The organism is Streptomyces sp. NBC_00569 (genome assembly GCF_036345255.1).
In the GTDB taxonomy this organism is placed as follows: Bacteria; Actinomycetota; Actinomycetes; order Streptomycetales; family Streptomycetaceae; genus Streptomyces.
In genome coordinates, this window is the sequence record NZ_CP107783.1 from 6,161,838 (window position 1) to 6,181,482 (window position 19,645).

A 19,645-nucleotide genomic window follows, 5' to 3' on the forward strand; every position below is an offset into this window, starting at 1 on the left:
GTTGGGGGGAAGTCCGCGTCCGATTATCGGTGTTGCGCCACTGCATAGTGCACTTCGGTTGTCCCAGTCAAGGTCTGTTATTTCTCCTTCACCTCCGGTCAAATAGCGTCACTTGTGATACGTGGCTGAAACGCCACGGAGGAGGGGAACCATCAAGTGACCACCAAGAGACGGGCGTTGAGATCCGCCGCCGTGCTCGTGACGCTGGCCGCGACCGCGGCTGCCGGATCGGTCCTCGCGACGGGCGCCCAGGCCGACACCCCGGCCGTAGGAAGCTCCACGTCGCACGGCAAGACGTACGGGGGCAAGGGGCACGTCATCGGCGGCCCCTTCAGCCAGCAGATGGAGCAGCAGCGCAAGACCGCGCTGGAGCAGGTGCTCTCCGGGAAGTCGAAGGTCGTCAAGCGCGACGGCTCGCAGGTCGTGAAGCTCGGCAAGGACAAGTACGTCGAGCTGGGCCGGGAGCGGACCGACAAGATCTTCACGATCCTGACGGAGTTCGGCGACAAGGTCGACAACACGACGCTGGTCGACCGCGCCGACGACGACACGCCTGACCTGAAGCCCAAGTACGGCGGCACGCCCGGCCCGCTGCACAACCGGATAGCCGAGCCGGACCGTGCCACGAACAACAGCACGGCCTGGCAGAAGGACTACAGCAGCAAGCACTTCCAGGACCTGTACTTCGGTACGGGCAAGGGGGTCGACTCGCTGAAGACCTACTACGAGAAGACGTCGTCGGGCCGCTACTCGGTCGACGGCGAGGTCTCGGACTGGGTCAAGGTCCCGTACAACGAGGCCCGCTACGGCTCCAACTACTGCGGCGCCGACAACTGCCCGAACGTCGAGGACCTGGTCCGCGACGGCGTGACCGCGTGGGTCGAGCAGCAGAAGGCGGCCGGCAAGTCCGACGCCGACATCAAGGCGGACCTGTCCCAGTACGACCAGTGGGACCGTACCGACCACGACAACGACGGCAACTTCAACGAGCCCGACGGCTACATCGACCACTTCCAGATCGTCCACGCGGGCGAGGACGGGTCGGCCGGCGGCGGCGCGCAGGGCGGCGACTCCCTGTGGGCGCACCGCGGTTACGCCTACGGCCGCGACGACGGCGACACGGGTCCGACCGGCTTCAAGGCGGGCGGAACCCCGGTCGGCGACACCGGCATCTGGGTCGGCGACTACACGATGCAGCCGGAGAACGGCGGCCTCGGCGTCTTCGCCCACGAGTACGGCCACGACCTGGGCCTGCCGGACCTGTACGACACCACGTACAGCGGTGAGAACTCGGTCGGCTTCTGGTCCCTGATGTCGGCCGGCTCCTGGCTCGGCACCGGCAAGGACTCCATCGGCGACATGCCGGGCGACATGACCGCCTGGGACAAGCTGCAGCTCGGCTGGCTCAACTACGACAAGGCCAAGGCGGCGACCAAGTCGACGCACACGCTGGGTGTTTCGGAGTACAACACCAAGCGCAAGCAGGCTCTCGTCGTCGAGCTGCCCGAGAAGAAGAACGTCACCACCGACATCGTGAAGCCCACCGAGGGCGCGAAGCAGTGGTGGTCGGACTACGGTGACGACCTCTCCAACACCCTGACGCGCCAGGTCGACCTGACCGGCAAGTCGAAGGCGGCCCTCGAACTCGACGGCTGGTACGACATCGAGAAGGACTACGACTACCTGTACACGCAGGTGTCCGCGGACGACGGCGCCAGCTGGAAGACGATCGACGGCACCGCCGACGGCGTCACCATCCCGCGCGACGGCGGCGACAAGCCGGCCCTGACCGGTGTCTCCGGCAAGTTCCAGCACCTGGTGTTCCCGCTGGACGCCTACGCGGGCAAGAAGATCAGCGTCCGCTTCCGCTACAAGACGGACGGCGGCGCCGGCGGCATGGGCTTCACCGCCGACAACCTCACGGTCAAGGCGGACGGCCAGGCGCTGTTCACCGACAACGCCGAGGGTGACGACAACGGCTGGACCGCGCGCGGCTTCTCGCGCGTCGGCGCCTCCGTGACGGGCGACTTCCCGCAGTTCTACCTCGCGGAGAACCGCCAGTACGTCTCCTACGACAAGACCCTCAAGGTCGGTCCGTACAACTTCGGTTGGCGTGACGGCGGCGCGAAGAACGACTGGGTCGAGCACTACTCGTACCGTCCCGGCCTGATGATCTGGCAGTGGGACACCTCGCAGCGCAACAACAACGTCGGTCAGCACCCCGGCAAGGGTCTGATCCTGCCGGTCGACGCTCACGCCAAGCCGCTCAAGTGGGCCGACGGCAAGTACATCACCAACAAGATCCAGCCGTACGACGCCGCGTTCAGCTGGTTCCCGAACCCGGGCTTCTCGCTGCACAAGCTCGGCGTCGAGACCAAGATCCCGGCACAGCTGGGCGTTCCGGTCTTCGACGACCACAAGGGCACGTACTGGTACAAGGAGAACTCCACCGGCAGTGTCCAGACAACTGACACCAACACCCGGATCTCGATCGTCGGGCAGCCGCTCGACGGCTCGTCGATCACGGTGAAGGTGGGCCCCTCGGCGAAGTAGTCCACATCGCCGCAGGTCAGAGCATGATCGGCCGTCGCCCTCTAGCGGGCGGCGGCCGATCGTGTTTAGGTGCGTCCTGTGGGTTTCTTATTGACACTACGTCTCACGGGGGTGTGACAATCATGTCCGCAGGAGGGTTCTGCAAGCTGCCGAACGGCAGCGTGGTGGTGGCGCTGACCGTGCCCAGCCCGTCGCCGGGCGACGGTGCGGTACGGGTCCTGGTGCACGCGGCGAACCGCGCCCGCGCCCTGACCCGGCTGCGCAACCTGGGCCTGCGGGCGATCTACCTGAGGGGCAACGCGGAGCCCCCCACGCCCGACGAGGTCACAGCGGTCCTGCACCACCCGGACGGTCTGCTCTGGCGAGCCGCCCCCCGCTGCACGGCGGGCGAACTGTGGCACCCGATCAGAACGCTCATGAGACCGAGACACCCCGACCGGGCCGGCCACTCCAGCCGCCCCTCCGGCTCCGGCTTCTCCGGCTCCTCCGGCTTCTCCGGCTCGGCCTTCCGGGGCCACTCCGGCCATTCCAGCCCGTCCGGCGTCTGAGGGGAGGAGCCCGGGCAGATCGCCGGGCCACGCGACGGAGCCGCACATCGATACGGCCGGGCAGAGGCGGGCCCGGGCAGGAGGAACTCGGCGGGCCAGGGCGCGAAGAACTCAGACGACGGGCTTACCGCTCAGCTCGACACCCGAGCCCCGCATCTCCTCCAGCGCCGCCGCGGTGGTCCCCGCGGCCACGCCGGCCGTCAGATCGAGCAGCACCTGAACCCGAAACCCCTCCCGCACCCCGTCCAGCGCGGTGGCGCGAACGCAGTGATCCGTGGCGAGCCCGACCACGTCCACCTCGGTGATCCCCCGCCCGCGGAGCCAGTCCGCCAAGGACACCCCGTTCTCGTCGAGCCCCTCGAACCCGCTGTACGCGGCCGCGTACGCCCCCTTGTCGAAGACGGCGTCGATCGCGCCGGACGCGACGACGGGCGCGAAGTTCGGGTGGAACCCGACCCCCTCCGTGCCCGCCACGCAGTGCGGGGGCCAGGAGTGGACGTAGTCCGGGGACTCGGAGAAGTGGTCACCGGGCGCGATGTGGTGATCGCGGGTGGCCACGACGTGCCGGTACCCGGCGGGCGCCTGCCCGATCAGCTCGGTGACGGCCGCGGCCACATCCGCCCCGCCCGCCAGCGCGAGGCTGCCTCCCTCACAGAAGTCGTTCTGTACATCTACGACGATCAGTGCGCGGCGCATAGGAGGTGTCCTTCTACTGGGAGACTTCGAGCGTAGAGACTTGAAGTGCGTTGCGGGAGAGGGCGTTCGACCGCTAGGCGGGCGTGTTCACCAGATACTCCGTAGGGATCACCGCTTCCCCGCGCGACAGCTGCTTCGCCGAGAGCGGCAGCCCGTCGAGCGCCTCGATGTGCCGTTCGCGCACCGCGTCCAGCGGCTCGCGGGCCACGACCGTGCCGCCCTTGACCAGCTCGGCCAGGAGCTGTCGGTCGACGAGGTCGGCCGGGACCGGACCCGTGCCGAGTACCTCGGCCTCGGCGACCCCCTGCTCGTCGCGTCGCCGCGCGGCCCACTTTCGGCCGCCCACGGACGTCTTCGCGCCCATGGACTTCTTCGCCACGGGCAGCAGCGGCGCCTTCGGATCGGTGGACTCGGCGCGCGCGACGAGCTTGTAGACCATCGAGCACGTCGGGTGCCCCGAGCCGGTGACCAGCTGGGTTCCCACTCCGTACGCGTCCACGGGCGCGGCCGCGAGCGAGGCGATGGCGTACTCGTCGAGGTCGGAGGTGACGACGATCTTCGTCTCGGTGGCACCGAGCTCGTCGAGCTGCCCGCGCACACGGTGCGCGACGAGCAGCAGGTCTCCGGAGTCGATGCGCACGGCGCCGAGCCCGGGCCCCGCGATCTCCACGGCGAGGCGCACGGCCTCCGTGACGTCGTACGTGTCCACGAGCAGGGTCGTGCCCTCGCCGAGGGAGTCGACCTGCGCGCGGAACGCGTCGCGCTCGGTGTCGTGCAGCAGCGTGAAGGCGTGCGCGGACGTGCCGACGGTCGGGATCCCGTACCGGAAGCCGGCCGCGAGGTCCGACGTGGTGGCGAAGCCGCCCACGTACGCGGAGCGGGACGCGGCGACGGCGGCCAGCTCGTGCGTGCGGCGCGCGCCCATCTCGATCAGCGGCCGGCCGCCCGCGGCGGAGGCCATGCGGGAGGCGGCGGCGGCGATCGCCGAGTCGTGGTTGAGGATGGAGAGGATCACCGTCTCCAGCAGGACGCACTCCGCGAAGGTGCCCTCGACCCGCAGGACGGGGGAGCCGGGGAAGTACACCTCGCCCTCGGGGTAGCCCCAGATGTCACCGCTGAAGCGGTAGGCGGCCAGCCATTCGAGGGTCCGTTCGTCGATGATGGCGCGCTCGCGCAGGAAGTTCAGTTCGCCGGCGTCGAAGCGGAAGTTCTCGACGGCGTCCAGCACCCGGCCGGTGCCTGCCACGACGCCGTAGCGGCGGCCCTCGGGCAGCCTGCGCGTGAAGACCTCGAAGACCGAGCGCCGGTCGGCCGTGCCCGCCTTGAGCGCGGCCTGGAGCATCGTGAGCTCGTAGTGATCGGTGAAGAGCGCTGTCGACGGAACATCCACCGGCAGGCCAAGGTCCGCTGTGTTCATATCCGGGATGCTACCCCCAATTAGCGTCAGTGTGACGATTTCCGTGGCCCGTTTGTGCGGTCGCCGCCCCCTAGTGGCAGCATGGGCTGTGTGACGGCTCCTGCACCCCTTGAGATCGAACGCACCGAGTCGGCGGAGGAGACCTTCGCCGTGCCCGAGCCGGACGTCCCCTGGATCACGCTCGTACACAACGACCCGGTCAACCTCATGAGTTACGTGACGTATGTCTTCCAGACGTACTTCGGGTACTCGAAGGACAAGGCCACCAAGCTGATGCTCGATGTGCACCAGAAGGGCCGTGCGGTCGTCTCCAGCGGGTCCCGCGAGGAGATGGAGCGCGACGTTCAGGCCATGCACGGCTACGGTCTGTGGGCCACCCTTCAGCAGGACCGCAAGTAGCGCACGCAAGCAGCGACGGAGTAGCGACGCACCTGATGCCAGGACACTTCGAACCGATTCCCGGCGGCGGCGCTGCCGTCGCGCTCGACGAGGTCGAGATCTCGATCATCCGCTCCCTGGCGGTCCAGCTCATGGAGCTGATCGGCCCCGGGCCCGGCGGGGACGCGCCCGACGACCCGCTCGCCGAACTCTTCGCCGAGGGCCCGAGCGAGCCGCCGTCCGACCCGGTGCTCCAGCGCCTCTTCCCCGACGCCTACGGCGGTCCGGGCAACGAGGAGGCGACGGCGGACAAGGCGGACGAACAGCGCGCGCACTCCTCCGAGTTCAGGCGCTTCACCGAGAACGACCTGCGGGCCGGCAAGCGCGAGGACGCGCTCGCGGTGATCCGCTCGCTGGACGCGCTGACGTCCGCCGGTGAAGGGGGAGCGGTTCTCAAGCTCTCGCCCGAGGAGTCCCTGCGCTGGATGCGCGCGCTCAACGATCTGCGCCTCGCGATCGGCACCCGCCTCGACATCACCGACGAGGAGGACACGGATCTCCTCTACCGGCTCCCCGACGAGGACCCGCGCAAGCCGATGGTGATGGCGTACCTGTGGCTGGGCGGGCTCCAGGAGACTCTGGTCGAAACCCTTATGCCCTGACCTGTCAGGACATATCGAGCGGAGTCCGAGCGTCCATATGTAAGCGCGTTCGCTCAGCGGTTGCTCAATTCCGGATAACGATCCTGTCACTTGAGCAGTCTTGTATGCCGCACGAGGGGTTTTTTGTCCGGTTTTTCCAGTGGTGTGTGCCACACGTGCCTTTCTCGATCAGTGTTGCCGTCGTGATAAATCTTCACGACCGCCCGACGGACGCCACCCCTGTCCCGTCGGGTGCGCCCCGACCGGCAGACCGCCGGTAGGCACAGCTCCATCCATCCAGGGGCCAGACCCCGAGGATCGTCACAGTCGATCCGAGCCGCAGCGGCACGGATCGGCATGGAGAAAGGCGCAACACCATGACCTCAGTGCAGGTCGGCAAACAACACGACGGCAATGAGGCCGTGCAGGCCCCCGGTGAGTCCGGTGAGGGCGAGGGTTACCAGCGCGGACTCGGTGCCCGGCAGATCCAGATGATCGCCATCGGCGGCGCCATCGGGACCGGCCTCTTCCTCGGTGCGGGCAAGGGCATCTCGAAGGCGGGCCCCAGCCTGATCCTCGCGTACGCCATCGCGGGCCTCGTCATCTTCTTCATCATGCGGGCGCTCGGCGAGCTCCTCATGTACCGCCCCGTCTCCGGCTCCTTCTCGGAGTACGCGCGTGAGTTCATCGGCCCCTTCGCGGGCTTCGTGACCGGCTGGACGTACTGGCTCTTCTGGGTCGTCACCGGCATCACCGAGGTCACCGCGGCCGCCCAGTACATGAAGTACTGGACCCACGACAGCGTTCCGCAGTGGCTCACCGCGCTCGTCTTCACCCTCATCCTCTACGCCGTGAACCTGATCTCCGTGAAGCTCTTCGGTGAGCTGGAGTTCTGGTTCTCGATGGTGAAGGTCACCGCGATCGTCGGCATGATCCTCATCTGCGCCGGCATCCTCACGGTCGGCTTCTCCGACGCGGGCGACACCGCCTCCGTCACGCACCTGTGGTCCGACGGCGGCTTCTTCCCGAACGGCATCGGCTCCACCCTCATGACCCTGCAGATGGTCATGTTCGCCTTCCTCGCCGTCGAGCTCGTCGGCGTCACCGCGGGCGAGTCCAAGGACCCGAAGACCGTCCTGCCCAAGGCCATCAACACCGTGCCGTGGCGCATCGCTGTCTTCTACGTCGGCGCGCTGATCATGATCCTCTCGGTCGTGCCGTGGACGAACTTCCAGCCGGGTGTCTCCCCGTTCGTCGCCGCCTTCGAGAAGATGGGCCTCGGCGTCGGCGCCGCCATCGTCAACTTCGTCGTCCTGACCGCGGCCCTGTCGTCCTGCAACTCCGGCATGTACTCCACCGGCCGCATGCTGCGCGACCTCGCGCTCAACGGCCAGGGCCCGAAGTTCTTCACCAAGCTCACCAAGTCCGGCACGCCCCTCATCGGCACGACGGTCTCCGCCGCGATGATGCTGGTCGGTGTCTGGATCAACTACCAGTGGCCCGGCGAGGCGTTCAACTACGTCGTCTCCTTCGCCACCATCTCCGGCATGTGGGCCTGGATCGTCATCCTGATCTGCCAGATCCGCTACCGCATCAAGGCCGACCGCGGCGAACTGCCCCAGTCCTCCTTCAAGGCCCCCGGCGGCATCGTCCCCAGCATCCTGGCGCTCGCCTTCATCGGCATGGTGATCGTGCTCATGGGCATCGACAAGGACGCCCGCGTCTCGCTCTACTGCGCGCCCCTGTGGGCCGTCATCCTCGGCATCTCGTACGTCGTCCTGCGCAGCCGCAACCCGCAGAGCGCGGCGTTCGCGAAGCGCAAGCAGTCCGAGCAGCCGACGCAGTCCAAGTAGTCGACGCAAGCAGTTCAAGCAGTCCGAGCAGTTCCGGGGCAACACCCCACGTCTCAGCATCCGGGCCCTCCCGTACCGCACTCCGGTACGGGAGGGCCCGTCTGTTTATCCTGAGCCCCATGCTGACCCTGACCCAGGCCCTCTACGACCAGATCGTGGCCCACGCGCGCGCCGACCACCCCGACGAGGCGTGCGGCGTCGTCGCGGGACCGGTGGGCACCGGCAGGCCCGAGCGCTTCATCCCGATGCTCAACGCCGCCCGCTCACCCACGTTCTACGAGTTCGACTCGGGTGACCTGCTGAAGCTGTACCGCGAGATGGACGACCGGGACGAGGAGCCCGTGATCATCTATCACTCGCACACCGCGACCGAGGCCCACCCCTCCCGCACCGACATCACGTACGCGAACGAGCCGGGCGCCCACTACGTCCTCGTCTCCACCGCGGACACCGACGACGCGGGCCCCTTCCAGTTCCGCTCCTTCCGGATCGTCGAGGGCGTCGTGACCGAGGAAGAGGTCGAGGTCACCGCGTAGTCATGGCGCCCCATCCCGGACGCGTCCCACTCTTCGGACGGATATCGACCACATGGTGAGATCACACTCCGGGATCCCGGACGGGAATCGATACGATGACCCCATGGTTCTTCACGACGTGAGCGACAAGACGCCGGGCATGCTGCTCGTGGCGCGCCTCCACGTCGACCTGTGCCGCCTCGCCAGCGCCATCTGTCCCGATTCCTGACGCGCCCCGCGCACTGCTCCGCAGGCTTCGGGCCGCTGCGGCGGACTCCGTCCGCCGGTCCGACGTGTCGTGGGTACCGCTGTTTCAGCGCACGCCAAAGCCCTTCCGTACTCTCCCCTGTCACTGGAGTCCAGCCATGGCCATCGAGGTCCGCATCCCGACCATCCTCCGTACCTACACCGACGGCCAGAAGTCCGTCGAGGGCAGCGGGGACACGCTCGCCGAGCTCTTCGCCGACCTCGAGACCCGCCACACGGGCATCCAGGCCCGCATCGTGGACGGTGAGCAGCTGCGCCGCTTCGTGAACGTCTACCTGAACGACGAGGACGTCCGCTTCCTCGACGGCATCGCCACCAAGCTCGCCGATGGCGACAACGTCACGATCCTGCCGGCCGTGGCCGGCGGCATGGCCTGATCGGGATGCGGTACGACTCCCCGCTCGCCGCGGTCGGCAACACGCCCCTGGTGCGGCTGCCGCGGCTCTCGCCGTCCGAGGACGTACGGATCTGGGCGAAGCTCGAGGACCGCAACCCGACGGGCTCGGTCAAGGACCGCCCCGCGCTCCACATGATCGAGCAGGCCGAGAAGGACGGCCGGCTCACCCCCGGCTGCACCATCCTCGAGCCGACCTCGGGCAACACCGGCATCTCGCTCGCCATGGCGGCCCGCCTCAAGGGCTACCGCATGGTGTGCGTCATGCCGGAGAACACCTCGCAGGAGCGCAGGGACCTGCTCGCGATGTGGGGTGCCGAGATCATCCCGTCGCCCGCGGCGGGCGGCTCCAACACCGCCGTCCGCATGGCCAAGGAACTGAGCGCGCAGCACCCGGCCTGGGTGATGCTCTACCAGTACGGCAACCCGGACAACGCGGGCGCCCACTACGCGACGACCGGCCCCGAGATCCTCGCCGACCTGCCGTCCGTGACCCACTTCGTGGCGGGCCTCGGCACGACGGGCACGCTCATGGGCGTCGGCCGCTACCTGCGCGAACAGAAGCCGGACGTCAAGATCGTCGCCGCGGAGCCGCGCTACGACGACCTGGTCTACGGCCTGCGCAACCTCGACGAGGGCTTCGTCCCCGAGCTGTACGACGCCTCCGTCCTGACCACCCGCTTCTCGGTCGGCTCCGCCGACGCGGTGACCCGCACCCGTGAACTCCTCCAGCAGGAGGGCATCTTCGCGGGAGTCTCCACCGGAGCGGCCCTGCACGCGGCGATCGGCGTCGGCCGCAAGGCGGTCGCGGCCGGGGAGTCCGCCGACATCGTCTTCGTGGTCGCCGACGGCGGCTGGAAGTACCTGTCGACCGGCGTCTACACGGCGGCCACGACGGAGGAAGCGATCGAGACGCTGCACGGCCAGCTCTGGGCGTGAGCACGAACCGTCGAAGCGGGGGCCGGGCCGGCAGCATCACGGCCCGGCCCCCGCTCTCGCGTGAGCCCGCTTCCACAAAAGCCCGTTTTCAGGTGCGCCCGTCCTCACTCGGGCCCGCTCGGCCCGCTTCCGTGTAAGTCGCTGTCACGTAGGCCCGCAAGGGCGTAGGCCGGCTCCCGCGTCACCGCGCCAGATGCCGGACCTGGTCCCACACCACCGGGTCCAGCACCCCGGCCCTGCGCCGGAAGTCACCCACGGCGACCTCGCGGAGCTCGTCCGTCTCCAGGAAGCTCGGCCTGCCCTGCGCGTCGCCCACGGAGCCGGGCGGCAGCGCGATCACCCCGGCCCGCTCGTCGTGGTACTTGCTGGTGATCTTCGCGACGCGTGCCCTCCGCCGGCGCACCGTCAGCACGAGGCACGGCCGGTCCTTGCCGCCCGGCCCGTCCTCGTACGGCACCAGCGCCCACCAGATCTCGCCCGGCTGCGGCCGCGCACCCGGTGCGCGCGGCCCCCGCGGCGGGCGGGTCCGGCCGCCGGGCCGACGGTGCCCGCGCCCCCATCCGTCGACGAGTGTCGCGACGAGCGCGAGCAGCAGCACCGCGGCGAGCGCGAGCCACCATGACGTGTCCATAAGGGAGACGGTACCCGTGCACCGGCGCGACGCCGCACCGGACGCACGCCCCCCGAACCGGTGACAGCACAGGTGAGTTCTCCCACAACGGCCCACGACTGAGGAGCGACCGGCCCTTTTGCGCCTTACGCTCGACGGACCGCTAGCCCCCTTTTCCTACTGTTCCCATCCCGCTCTCTGACTGCCAGCGCGGAGGTTCCGGCTCTTATGAAGCTCACCGTCGTCGGCTGCTCGGGGTCGTTCCCGTCCGCGGATTCGGCCTGCTCGAGCTACCTCGTCGAGGCCGACGGCTTCCGGCTGCTACTCGACATGGGCAACGGCGCCCTGGGCGAGCTGCAGCGCCACTGCGGTCTCTACGACCTCGACGCGATCTTCCTCAGCCATCTGCACGCCGACCACTGCATCGACATGTGCGGCTACTTCGTGGCGCGCTACTACCGCCACGACGGCGGCCGCTGCGCCCCGATCCCGGTCTACGGCCCCGAGGGCACGGAACAGCGCCTCACCACGGCGTACGCGGACACGCCCTCCGCCTCCTCGATGAGTGAGGTCTTCGACTTCCACACCGTGAAGCCGGGCTGGCACGAGATCGGCCCGTTCACCGTGCGCACGGAGAAGGTGTGCCACCCCGTCGAGGCGTACGGCATCCGCGTCGAGCACGGCGGCAGGTCACTCACGTACTCCGGGGACACGGGCGAGTGCGCCACGCTCGACGAACTCGCCGCGGACACCGACCTGTTCCTGTGCGAGGCGGCGTTCACGCACGGCAAGGAGAACATCCCCGACCTTCATCTCAACGGCCGCGAGGCGGGTGCGACCGCCACCCGGGCCGGTGCCCGCCGCCTCGTCCTCACCCACATCCCGCCGTGGACGGACCCTCAGGCCAACCTCGCGGACGCCCGCGCCGTGTACGCCGGACCGGCCGAACTGGCCGCGGCCGGGCGGGTGTACGAGATCTGAGCCCGGCATGACGAAGGCCCCCGGAACCGCATCGGTTCCGGGGGCCTTCGCCGTCGTACGGGGGCCGGGGTCTACTTGCCCTCGGCCTTGAGGAGCTCGGCCAGTTCCTCGTCGGACTCACGGCCCGGCGTAGGAATGTTGAACTTGGTGATCGCGAACCGGAAGATCACGTAGTAGACCACCGCGAAGCAGAGGCCGACCAGCGCGAGACCCAAGGGGTTGGTCGCGATACCGAGGTTGAGGAAGTAGTCGACCGCGCCGGCGGAGAAGCCGAAGCCGTCCTTCATGCCGAGCGCCCAGGTCAGCGCCATCGAGACACCGGTGAGCACCGCGTGGATCGCGTACAGGGCCGGGGCGATGAACATGAACGTGAACTCGATCGGCTCGGTCACGCCGGTGACGAACGCGGTGGCCGCGAGCGAGAACATCATGCCGCCGACGACCTTGCGGCGCTCGGGACGGGCGCAGTGGACGATCGCGAGGCAGGCCGCCGGGAGGGCGAACATCATGATCGGGAAGAAGCCGGTCATGAACTGGCCGGCGCTCGGGTCGCCCTGGAGGAAGCGCGCGATGTCGCCGCTCTTGCCCTCGTACGTACCGGCCTGGAACCACGGGAACGAGTTGAGCAGGTGGTGCATGCCGATCGGGATCAGCGCACGGTTGGCGACACCGAAGATGCCGGCGCCGACCGCGCCCGAGCCGACCAGCCACTCACCGAAGTTGTGCAGGCCGGTGCCGAGCACGGGCCAGATGAGACCGAAGACGATGCCGATGACCAGACCCGCGAAGGCGGAGAGGATCGGGACGAGGCGGCGGCCGCCGAAGAAGCCCGCCCAGTCGGGCAGCTTCGTGCGGTAGAACTTCTGGTAGAGCAGGGCCACGACGACGCCCATGACGACACCGCCGAGCACACCGGCGTTGACCGGCGCCTCGTTCATGACGATCTTGCCGTCGGCGACGGCGGCGACCTTCGGCAGGTTGCTGTCCGTGAAGGTGGCGAGCACCTTCTGGAAGACCAGGTAGCCGGTGACGGCCGCGAGCGCGGTGGAACCGTCGGACTTCTTGGCGAAGCCGATGGCGATACCGACGCAGAACAGCAGCGGCATGTTGTCGAGCAGCGCGCCGCCGCCCGCCGACATGTACGACGCCAGCTTGGTGATGAAGGTGGGGAACGACTCCCTGCCGAGCATGTCGGGCTGCCCGAACCGGACCAGGAGCGCGGCGGCGGGCAGCACCGCGACCGGCAGCATGAGGCTGCGGCCGATGCGCTGCATGACAGCCATCGCGCCCGCGCCCTTCTTCTTGGCGGCCGCGGGGGCGGCACTGGCCGTGGTCACAACTTCCTCCAGTAGGCAAGGCGCCGCCCGGGGGACAGGTGGGGACGGCGGCGTCTCGGAAACCCGGCTCTGCGGCCGCGTGGTCTACACCACTCAGTGGTGTAGACCTGTTGTAGCACGGTGAAGGTCGTATAAGGAACCCGCTCCTTCCCGGGATCCTTGTGCGCTCAGTCATATGCGACAGCGCGAAACAAAACCCCCGGACCAGGAGGGTCCGGGGGCTGTGGGAGCTCGGGGCTCGGGGGAGCGGGTGTCAGGCCTTCGTGACGTCCTCGACCTGGTCCTCCGGCTCACGGCCCGGCGTCTTCAGATCGAACTTGGTGATCGCGAATCTGAAGATCGCGTAGTAGACCGCCGCGAAGGCCAGCCCGATCGGGATGATCAGCCAAGGCTTGGTCGCGAGGCTCCAGTTGATGACGTAGTCGATCAGACCCGCCGAGAAGCTGAAGCCGTCGTGCACGCCCAGCGCCCATGTCACCGCCATCGATACGCCGGTGAGGACCGCGTGAATCGCGTAGAGCACCGGTGCCACGAAGAGGAACGAGTACTCGATCGGCTCGGTGATGCCGGTGACGAACGAGGTCAGGGCGACCGACAGCATCAGACCGCCGACCACCTTGCGGCGCTCCGGCCGCGCGCAGTGCGTCATCGCCAGGCACGCGGCCGGCAGCGCGAACATCATGATGGGGAAGAAGCCCGAGGTGAACTGGCCCGCGTTCGGGTCGCCCGCCAGGAACATGTTGATGTCACCGTGCACCTCGGTGCCGTCCGGCTTCGTGTACGTGCCGAACTGGAACCAGATGGGCACGTTCAGGAACTGGTGCAGGCCGATCACCAGCAGCGCGCGGTTGGCGACACCGAAGATGCCGGAGCCGAGCCAGTCCAGGCCCACGAGCCAGTCGCTGAAGCTCTCCAGCGCGTCACCGATCGGCGGCCAGATCCACAGGCAGATCGCGGCGACGGCGATGGCGACGAAGGCCATGATGATCGGGACGAGACGGCGGCCGTTGAAGAAGCCGAGCCAGTCGACCAGCTTGGTGCGGTGGAAACGCTGCCAGAAGAAGGAGGCGAGCAGACCCATGACGATGCCGCCGAAGACCCCCGGGTTCTGGTAGGTGAACGCCACCACCGTGTGGTCCACCGTCAGCTGGCACCCGGTGGCGACCGCCTCGGAGCCGCCCGGGCAGCCCTCGGGGAACTGGCGCAGGACGTTGTAGTAGACGAGGAAGCCGACGACCGCCGCGAGCGCCGTCGAACCGTCCGACTTCTTGGCCATGCCGATCGCCACACCGATGCAGAACAGCAGCGGAAGACCGAGCGCGCCGTCGAGCAGGGCGCCACCCGCACCGACCATCACCCTGGAGACATCGGTCCACCCCAGGCCCTCGTCGCCGAAGACGTCCGGCTGACCGAGCCGGTTGAGGATGCCTGCCGCGGGCAGCACGGCGATGGGGAGCTGGAGGCTGCGACCCATCTTCTGCAGACCCTGGAAAAGGCGGCTCCACGGGCTGGGTCTGTAGACGGCCGCGCTGTCGGCGCTCATGGGCGTCCTCCCGGAACAAGCCGCTGGGGCAGTACGTTTGGCGGTCGTGGGAAACTGGTGTAGACCAGTTGAGGGACGGGTCGGCCGGCGTCGGCCCGTGAGGGCATGACGCCGTGATCGTCATCATTCGTCACGGGTTGCATGACCGCTCGTGAAGATGGGCCAACCGTGGGTTACCGTGACAAAGCGGGCCCATGGCGGGCCAAGAGAGAAGTCAGGGAGAACCACATGGCCACCAAGGCTGAGAAGATCGTCGCCGGGCTCGGCGGGCTCGACAACATCGAAGAGGTCGAGGGCTGCATCACCCGCCTGCGCACTGAGGTCATCGACCCCAGCAAGGTCGACGAGGCCGCCCTGAAGGCCGCCGGCGCCCACGGCGTCGTCAAGATGGGCACCGCCATCCAGGTCGTCATCGGCACCGACGCCGACCCCATCGCCGCCGACATCGAAGACATGATGTGAGAGCCCGGCAACCCGCCTAGGCACCACGCGAAGAAGGCCCCGCACCGGACACCCGGAACGGGGCCTTCGACGTCTTCGCTAGGCTCCCTCCCATGTCTCGCATCGACGGCCGCACCCCCGAACAGCTCCGCCCCATCACCATCGAACGCGGGTGGAGCAAGCACGCAGAAGGCTCCGTCCTCGTCTCCTTCGGCGACACCAAGGTCTTCTGCACCGCCTCCGTCACCGAAGGCGTCCCCCGCTGGCGCAAGGGCAGCGGCGAAGGCTGGGTCACCGCCGAGTACTCGATGCTCCCCCGCGCCACCAACACCCGCGGCGACCGCGAATCCGTCCGCGGCAAGATCGGCGGCCGCACCCACGAGATCAGCCGCCTCATCGGCCGCTCGCTGCGCGCCGTCATCGACTACAAGGCCCTCGGCGAGAACACCATCGTCCTCGACTGCGACGTCCTCCAGGCCGACGGCGGCACCCGCACCGCCGCCATCACCGGCGCCTACGTCGCCCTCGCCGACGCCATCACCTGGGCCCAGGGCAAGAAGCTCATCAAGGCCGGCCGCCAGCCCCTCACCGGCACCGTCTCCGCCGTCTCCGTCGGCATCGTCGGCGGCATCCCCCTCCTCGACCTCTGCTACGAGGAAGACGTACGCGCCGACACCGACATGAACGTCGTCTGCACCGGCGACGGCCGCTTCGTCGAGGTCCAGGGCACCGCCGAGGCCGAGCCGTTCGCCCGCGACGAACTCAACTCCCTTCTCGACCTTGCCGTTTCGGGCTGCGTCGACCTCGCCACCGCCCAGCGCGCGGCACTCGAGGCCACCCTCCAAAGGTAAAGAGCGCACCAAGTAGGGTGGCAACCCGGAAGACGCCAACCGCGTCACTACGGACGGGCGTACGGCATCTCGCCGTGCGCCCGTTTCCGCACACAGGGGAGGACCGTTCCATGGCCGCGCGCCCACGCCACCGTCGCCGCATCGCCGTCATAGCCGCCACCGCGGCACTCATCGCCGTACCGGCCGCCGCCGGCTGCAGCGCGGTCGACAAGGCGCTCGACTGCGTCCAGACCGCCGACTCCATCGCCGACAGCGTCAGCGACCTCAAGCAGGCCGTCGAGAACGCCACGAACGACCCCGCGCAGGCCGACAAGGCGCTCGACTCCATCGACAGGAACCTCGACAAGATCGGCGACAAGACCGACAACGCCGACGTCTCCAAGGCCGTCGACGACCTCGACACCGCCGTGGGCAACGTCCGTACGGCCATCAAGAACGGCGACGGAACGCCCGACATCACCCCCGTCACCGACGCCGCCGGCGAACTGACCAAGGTCTGCACGCCGTAACAGCGGCCTGAACGCCGGCGCGATACTGGTCCCCATGACCCGCCTCATCCTCGCCACCCGCAACGCCGGCAAGATCACCGAGCTCAGGGCGATCCTCGCCGACGCAGGCCTGCCCCACGACCTCGTCGGCGCGGACGCCTACCCCGACATCCCCGACGTCAGGGAAACCGGCGTCACCTTCGCCGAGAACGCCCTCCTCAAGGCCCACGCCCTCGCCAAGGCCACCGGTCTGCCCGCCGTCGCCGACGACTCGGGCCTGTGCGTCGACGTACTCGGCGGAGCCCCCGGCATCTTCTCCGCCCGCTGGGCCGGCCGCCACGGCGACGACAAGGCCAACCTCGACCTCCTCCTCGCCCAGCTCGGCGACATCGACGACGACCGCCACCGCGGGGCCCACTTCGCGTGCGCCGCGGCGCTGGCACTGCCGGACGGCACGGAGCGTGTGGTCGAGGGCAAGTTGCGGGGGGTGCTGCGGCACGCGCCGTCCGGCTCGAACGGCTTCGGTTACGACCCGATCCTCCAGGTGGAGGACGACACCCGGACGTGCGCCGAGCTGACCCCCGACGAGAAGAACGCGATCTCCCACCGCGGCAAGGCGTTTCGGGCCCTGGTGCCGGTGGTGCGGGAGTTGTTGGGCTGAGCCCGGCCGGCAGCGACGAAGGGCGCTCCCCGAGGGGGAGCGCCCTTGTGTGTGCGGTCGGAGGGATTCGAACCCTCACGGGATTTCTCCCACCGGGACCTAAACCCGACGTGACTGCCAGATTCCACCACGACCGCGAAATAACGGACATCTCACCTTCCTGGTGAGATCCGCCCCGTCAGTGTACGGCGGCCCCGCCCGGCGCGGGAGCGCGCGTGGTGTGTCGGCGTCAAGTTCCGGTCAACGCATGACAGTTCGGGCACGGGTGGGTCGCTCGAGGGGCGGCGTGGGGCCGTGCGGGTCAGAACTTCGGGGACCGTGCCTGGGACTCCACCAGTTCGGCCGCTTCCTCCTGTGTCTCCACCGACGGCGGGGAGCCCGCCAGGGGCTGTTGGGCCGTTTCCTTCATGCAGGCCACCGCGATGACGCCGACCAGGGCCGCCGCCATGGCGTAGTACGCGGGCATCATGTCCGTGCCCGTGACGCTGATCAGGGCGGTGATGACGAGCGGGGTCGTGCCGCCGAAGAGGGACGCCGAGAGGTTGTAGCCCACCGAGAGCGAGCCGTAGCGGACCTGGGTGGGGAAGAGGGCCGGGAGCGCCGCCGACATCGTGCCGAGCATGCAGACCAGGGACAGGCCCAGCAGCAGCATGCCGAGCGAGACCGCCCACAGGGCGCCGTTCTTGACCAGCAGGAACGAGGGGATGGAGAGGAAGAAGAAGCCCAGCATCCCTGCCATCAGGAGCGGCTTGCGGCCGAAGCGGTCGGAGAGCCTGCCGACCTGGCTGATGACCAGCATGAGGACGACCATGGTGGCGATGAGGATGAGCAGCCCGTGGGACTCCTTGTAGCCCATCTCGTCGGACAGGTACGTCGGCATGTACGACAGGAGCATGTAGTCGGTGATGTTGTAGGCGCCGACCAGGCAGATGCACAGGATGAGGGTGGGCCAGTAGCCGCGGAAGATCTTCGCCAGGTCGCCCTTCGCGGTGGTCTCGACGTTCGACGCCGCGTCCGATGCCCGGTGCGAGGATTCGTCCTCCAGCTTCTGGAACGCGGGTGTCTCGTCGAGGCGGAGTCGCAGGTAGAGGCCGACGAGGCCGATCGGGCCCGCGACGAGGAAGGGGACGCGCCAGCCCCAGGACTCCATGGCCCCGCCGTCGAGGAGGGTGGTCAGGACGGTGACCAGGCCCGCCGCGCCGACGTAGCCGGCGAGGGTGCCGAACTCGAGGAAGCTGCCGAAGTAGCCGCGGCGCTTGTCGGGTGCGTATTCGGCGATGAACGTCGAGGCGCCGCCGTATTCGCCGCCCGTGGAGAAGCCCTGGACGAGGCGGAAGAAGATCAGCAGGACGGGTGCCCAGAAGCCGATGACGGCGTACGACGGGATCAGTCCGATGGCGAAGGTGCCGATCGCCATCATGATCATCGTCATCGCGAGGACCTTCTTGCGGCCGATCTTGTCACCCATGGGGCCGAACACCATGCCGCCGACGGGGCGCACCAGGAACGAGACGGCGAAGGTCGCGAAGGAGGAGATCAGCTGGACCGTCGCGTTCCCGGAGGGGAAGAAGACGTGTCCGATGGTGACGGCGAGGTAGCTGTAGATGCCGAAGTCGAACCACTCCATGGCGTTGCCGAGCGAGGCGGCCTTGACGGCGCGCTTCACCGCGGCCTCGTCGGTGACCGTGATGTCCGTGCGCCGCAGAGGCGGATTCTTCCGGCGTTTCACGGCGCGGAAGAGGGTCCTGTGGCGCTTGACCGCCGCGGGGTCGGCGGCGGACCCGGTCTGCTCTGGGTCGAGGACGCCCGACATGGAGTGATCCCTTCTGTGGACGCGTGGTTCCACGGGATCACTTGCTCGAAGGTGGCGATCGCAAACGGAAGTCCCCTTCGAGGGGACTTCCGTCACATCTGCGCGTACCCGGGAGGCCTGCGGTGATCCGCGGCCCGGAGGGTCAGATTCCGAGATCCTTGATGATCTTCGCCACGTGGCCGGTGGCCTTCACGTTGTAGAGGGCTCGCTCGACCTTGCCGTCCTCGTCCACGACGATCGTGGAGCGGATCACGCCCGTCACCGTTTTGCCGTAGAGCTTCTTCTCGCCGTACGCGCCGTAGGCCTCAAGAGTCTCCTTCGAGGGGTCGCCGAGGAGGGTGACCTTGAGGTTTTCCTTCTCGCGGAACTTCGCGAGCTTCTCCGGCTTGTCCGGGGAGATGCCGATCACGTCGTAGCCCGCGCCCGCGAGGACGTCGAGGTTGTCCGTGAAGTCGCAGGCCTGCTTGGTGCAGCCGGGGGTGAGGGCGGCCGGGTAGAAGTAGACGATCGTCTTGCGGCCCTTGTGGTCGGCGAGGGAGACCTCGTTGCCGTCCGCGTCGGGCAGCGTGAAGGCGGGGGCGGTGTCGCCGGTCGTCAGTCGCTCGCTCATGGTGGGACTCCTCGTACGGGATACGGGTACGGGACCCGAGCGTAATGGGGGTGCCGTGGGGTGCGGCGGCCGCCGAGCTGACAGACTGTCCATGACCAGTGCCATAACA

Annotated in this window: 20 protein-coding genes, 1 tRNA gene and 1 pseudogene; 14 read left to right on the forward strand and 8 right to left on the reverse strand. The window is 68.4% G+C overall.

Annotated features, from left to right (window positions below; translation table 11 throughout):
- Positions 1-156 precede the first annotated feature (156 nt).
- Positions 157-2,553, forward strand: coding sequence for an immune inhibitor A domain-containing protein (locus OHO83_RS27725; protein ID WP_330279864.1), 2,397 nt, complete (start codon positions 157-159; stop codon positions 2,551-2,553).
- Between the two features lie 122 nt (positions 2,554-2,675).
- Positions 2,676-2,981 (forward strand): annotated as a pseudogene (locus tag OHO83_RS27730) (hypothetical protein); the annotation flags it as partial.
- 231 nt (positions 2,982-3,212) lie between these two features.
- Here the strand turns inward: OHO83_RS27730 and OHO83_RS27735 are convergent.
- Positions 3,213-3,797 (reverse strand): isochorismatase family protein, encoded by a 585-nt coding sequence (locus OHO83_RS27735; RefSeq protein ID WP_266670987.1) that lies wholly within the window; start codon positions 3,795-3,797, stop codon positions 3,213-3,215.
- A 73-nt stretch (positions 3,798-3,870) separates the two neighbouring features.
- Positions 3,871-5,214, reverse strand: a complete 1,344-nt coding sequence (locus OHO83_RS27740) for a nicotinate phosphoribosyltransferase (RefSeq protein WP_266670985.1) — start codon at positions 5,212-5,214, stop codon at positions 3,871-3,873.
- An 81-nt stretch (positions 5,215-5,295) separates the two neighbouring features.
- On the opposite strand from OHO83_RS27740, the gene clpS reads away from it, so the two are divergent.
- The 7 genes from clpS to OHO83_RS27775 all read left to right on the forward strand — a co-directional run bounded on the left by clpS (position 5,296) and on the right by OHO83_RS27775 (position 10,201).
- On the forward strand, positions 5,296-5,613 hold the full coding sequence (gene clpS, locus OHO83_RS27745) for an ATP-dependent Clp protease adapter ClpS (RefSeq protein WP_100593970.1): 318 nt from the start codon (positions 5,296-5,298) through the stop codon (positions 5,611-5,613).
- 35 nt (positions 5,614-5,648) lie between these two features.
- Positions 5,649-6,254 (forward strand): DUF2017 domain-containing protein, encoded by a 606-nt coding sequence (locus OHO83_RS27750; protein WP_266670982.1) that lies wholly within the window; start codon positions 5,649-5,651, stop codon positions 6,252-6,254.
- Positions 6,255-6,610: 356 nt separating this feature from the next.
- Positions 6,611-8,086, forward strand: coding sequence for an amino acid permease (locus OHO83_RS27755; RefSeq protein WP_330279865.1), 1,476 nt, complete (start codon positions 6,611-6,613; stop codon positions 8,084-8,086).
- A 119-nt stretch (positions 8,087-8,205) separates the two neighbouring features.
- Complete coding sequence (locus OHO83_RS27760; RefSeq protein WP_266670978.1) at positions 8,206-8,622, forward strand: M67 family metallopeptidase; 417 nt, start codon at positions 8,206-8,208, stop codon at positions 8,620-8,622.
- Positions 8,623-8,725: 103 nt separating this feature from the next.
- On the forward strand, positions 8,726-8,830 hold the full coding sequence (locus OHO83_RS27765) for a putative leader peptide (RefSeq protein WP_323136349.1): 105 nt from the start codon (positions 8,726-8,728) through the stop codon (positions 8,828-8,830).
- Positions 8,831-8,966: 136 nt separating this feature from the next.
- Positions 8,967-9,245, forward strand: coding sequence for a MoaD/ThiS family protein (locus OHO83_RS27770; protein WP_330279866.1), 279 nt, complete (start codon positions 8,967-8,969; stop codon positions 9,243-9,245).
- A gap of 5 nt (positions 9,246-9,250) precedes the next feature.
- Positions 9,251-10,201 (forward strand): PLP-dependent cysteine synthase family protein, encoded by a 951-nt coding sequence (locus tag OHO83_RS27775; protein ID WP_266670975.1) that lies wholly within the window; start codon positions 9,251-9,253, stop codon positions 10,199-10,201.
- Between the two features lie 181 nt (positions 10,202-10,382).
- On the opposite strand, the gene OHO83_RS27780 is transcribed toward OHO83_RS27775, so the two are convergent.
- Positions 10,383-10,832 carry a type II toxin-antitoxin system PemK/MazF family toxin gene (locus OHO83_RS27780; RefSeq protein ID WP_330279867.1) on the reverse strand — a complete coding sequence of 150 codons (450 nt, stop codon included), beginning with the start codon at positions 10,830-10,832 and terminating at the stop codon, positions 10,383-10,385.
- 207 nt (positions 10,833-11,039) lie between these two features.
- Between OHO83_RS27780 and OHO83_RS27785 the strand changes: the two genes are divergently transcribed.
- A complete protein-coding gene (locus tag OHO83_RS27785; protein ID WP_266670971.1) occupies positions 11,040-11,792 on the forward strand; it encodes an MBL fold metallo-hydrolase in 753 nt (250 codons plus the stop codon).
- A gap of 71 nt (positions 11,793-11,863) precedes the next feature.
- On the opposite strand, the gene OHO83_RS27790 is transcribed toward OHO83_RS27785, so the two are convergent.
- A complete protein-coding gene (locus tag OHO83_RS27790) occupies positions 11,864-13,129 on the reverse strand; it encodes a PTS transporter subunit EIIC (protein ID WP_266670969.1) in 1,266 nt (421 codons plus the stop codon).
- A gap of 253 nt (positions 13,130-13,382) precedes the next feature.
- On the reverse strand, positions 13,383-14,672 hold the full coding sequence (locus tag OHO83_RS27795; RefSeq protein ID WP_266670967.1) for a PTS transporter subunit EIIC: 1,290 nt from the start codon (positions 14,670-14,672) through the stop codon (positions 13,383-13,385).
- 141 nt (positions 14,673-14,813) lie between these two features.
- Here OHO83_RS27795 and OHO83_RS27800 point away from each other — a divergent pair, with 141 nt between their 5' ends.
- From OHO83_RS27800 to rdgB, 4 genes are all read left to right on the forward strand, one after another.
- The gene (locus OHO83_RS27800) at positions 14,814-15,134 is read left to right on the forward strand and encodes a PTS glucose/sucrose transporter subunit IIB (protein WP_264484677.1); all 321 of its coding nucleotides are present in this window, start codon (positions 14,814-14,816) and stop codon (positions 15,132-15,134) included.
- 92 nt (positions 15,135-15,226) lie between these two features.
- Positions 15,227-15,964 carry a ribonuclease PH gene (gene rph, locus OHO83_RS27805; RefSeq protein ID WP_330279868.1) on the forward strand — a complete coding sequence of 246 codons (738 nt, stop codon included), beginning with the start codon at positions 15,227-15,229 and terminating at the stop codon, positions 15,962-15,964.
- 110 nt (positions 15,965-16,074) lie between these two features.
- Complete coding sequence (locus OHO83_RS27810) at positions 16,075-16,473, forward strand: hypothetical protein (protein ID WP_266670965.1); 399 nt, start codon at positions 16,075-16,077, stop codon at positions 16,471-16,473.
- A gap of 34 nt (positions 16,474-16,507) precedes the next feature.
- Complete coding sequence (gene rdgB / locus OHO83_RS27815; RefSeq protein WP_330279869.1) at positions 16,508-17,113, forward strand: RdgB/HAM1 family non-canonical purine NTP pyrophosphatase; 606 nt, start codon at positions 16,508-16,510, stop codon at positions 17,111-17,113.
- A gap of 52 nt (positions 17,114-17,165) precedes the next feature.
- Here rdgB and OHO83_RS27820 read toward each other — a convergent pair.
- From OHO83_RS27820 to bcp, 3 genes are all read right to left on the reverse strand, one after another.
- Positions 17,166-17,250: transfer RNA gene (locus tag OHO83_RS27820), tRNA-Leu, on the reverse strand.
- A gap of 164 nt (positions 17,251-17,414) precedes the next feature.
- Entirely contained in the window at positions 17,415-18,926 is a 1,512-nt protein-coding gene (proP, locus tag OHO83_RS27825; RefSeq protein ID WP_266670961.1) for a glycine betaine/L-proline transporter ProP, read from the reverse strand.
- A 142-nt stretch (positions 18,927-19,068) separates the two neighbouring features.
- Positions 19,069-19,536, reverse strand: a complete 468-nt coding sequence (gene bcp / locus OHO83_RS27830; protein ID WP_266563771.1) for a thioredoxin-dependent thiol peroxidase — start codon at positions 19,534-19,536, stop codon at positions 19,069-19,071.
- Between the last annotated feature and the right edge of the window lie 109 nt (positions 19,537-19,645).

What these genes read in the sequence shown, in the direction of transcription:
- rph (WP_330279868.1), top strand. Translation starts at nt 15,227, where the DNA reads ATGTCTCGCATCGACGGCCGCACCCCCGAACAGCTCCGCCCCATCACC.
- OHO83_RS27770 (WP_330279866.1), top strand. Translation starts at nt 8,967, where the DNA reads ATGGCCATCGAGGTCCGCATCCCGACCATCCTCCGTACCTACACCGAC.
- OHO83_RS27760 (WP_266670978.1), top strand. Translation starts at nt 8,206, where the DNA reads ATGCTGACCCTGACCCAGGCCCTCTACGACCAGATCGTGGCCCACGCG.
- OHO83_RS27780 (WP_330279867.1), bottom strand. Translation starts at nt 10,832, where the DNA reads ATGGACACGTCATGGTGGCTCGCGCTCGCCGCGGTGCTGCTGCTCGCG.
- OHO83_RS27785 (WP_266670971.1), top strand. Translation starts at nt 11,040, where the DNA reads ATGAAGCTCACCGTCGTCGGCTGCTCGGGGTCGTTCCCGTCCGCGGAT.
- OHO83_RS27740 (WP_266670985.1), bottom strand. Translation starts at nt 5,214, where the DNA reads ATGAACACAGCGGACCTTGGCCTGCCGGTGGATGTTCCGTCGACAGCG.
- OHO83_RS27755 (WP_330279865.1), top strand. Translation starts at nt 6,611, where the DNA reads ATGACCTCAGTGCAGGTCGGCAAACAACACGACGGCAATGAGGCCGTG.
- OHO83_RS27795 (WP_266670967.1), bottom strand. Translation starts at nt 14,672, where the DNA reads ATGAGCGCCGACAGCGCGGCCGTCTACAGACCCAGCCCGTGGAGCCGC.
- OHO83_RS27750 (WP_266670982.1), top strand. Translation starts at nt 5,649, where the DNA reads ATGCCAGGACACTTCGAACCGATTCCCGGCGGCGGCGCTGCCGTCGCG.
- OHO83_RS27775 (WP_266670975.1), top strand. Translation starts at nt 9,251, where the DNA reads ATGCGGTACGACTCCCCGCTCGCCGCGGTCGGCAACACGCCCCTGGTG.
- clpS (WP_100593970.1), top strand. Translation starts at nt 5,296, where the DNA reads ATGGGCTGTGTGACGGCTCCTGCACCCCTTGAGATCGAACGCACCGAG.
- rdgB (WP_330279869.1), top strand. Translation starts at nt 16,508, where the DNA reads ATGACCCGCCTCATCCTCGCCACCCGCAACGCCGGCAAGATCACCGAG.
- bcp (WP_266563771.1), bottom strand. Translation starts at nt 19,536, where the DNA reads ATGAGCGAGCGACTGACGACCGGCGACACCGCCCCCGCCTTCACGCTG.
- proP (WP_266670961.1), bottom strand. Translation starts at nt 18,926, where the DNA reads ATGTCGGGCGTCCTCGACCCAGAGCAGACCGGGTCCGCCGCCGACCCC.
- OHO83_RS27810 (WP_266670965.1), top strand. Translation starts at nt 16,075, where the DNA reads ATGGCCGCGCGCCCACGCCACCGTCGCCGCATCGCCGTCATAGCCGCC.
- OHO83_RS27735 (WP_266670987.1), bottom strand. Translation starts at nt 3,797, where the DNA reads ATGCGCCGCGCACTGATCGTCGTAGATGTACAGAACGACTTCTGTGAG.
- OHO83_RS27800 (WP_264484677.1), top strand. Translation starts at nt 14,814, where the DNA reads ATGACCGCTCGTGAAGATGGGCCAACCGTGGGTTACCGTGACAAAGCG.
- OHO83_RS27765 (WP_323136349.1), top strand. Translation starts at nt 8,726, where the DNA reads ATGGTTCTTCACGACGTGAGCGACAAGACGCCGGGCATGCTGCTCGTG.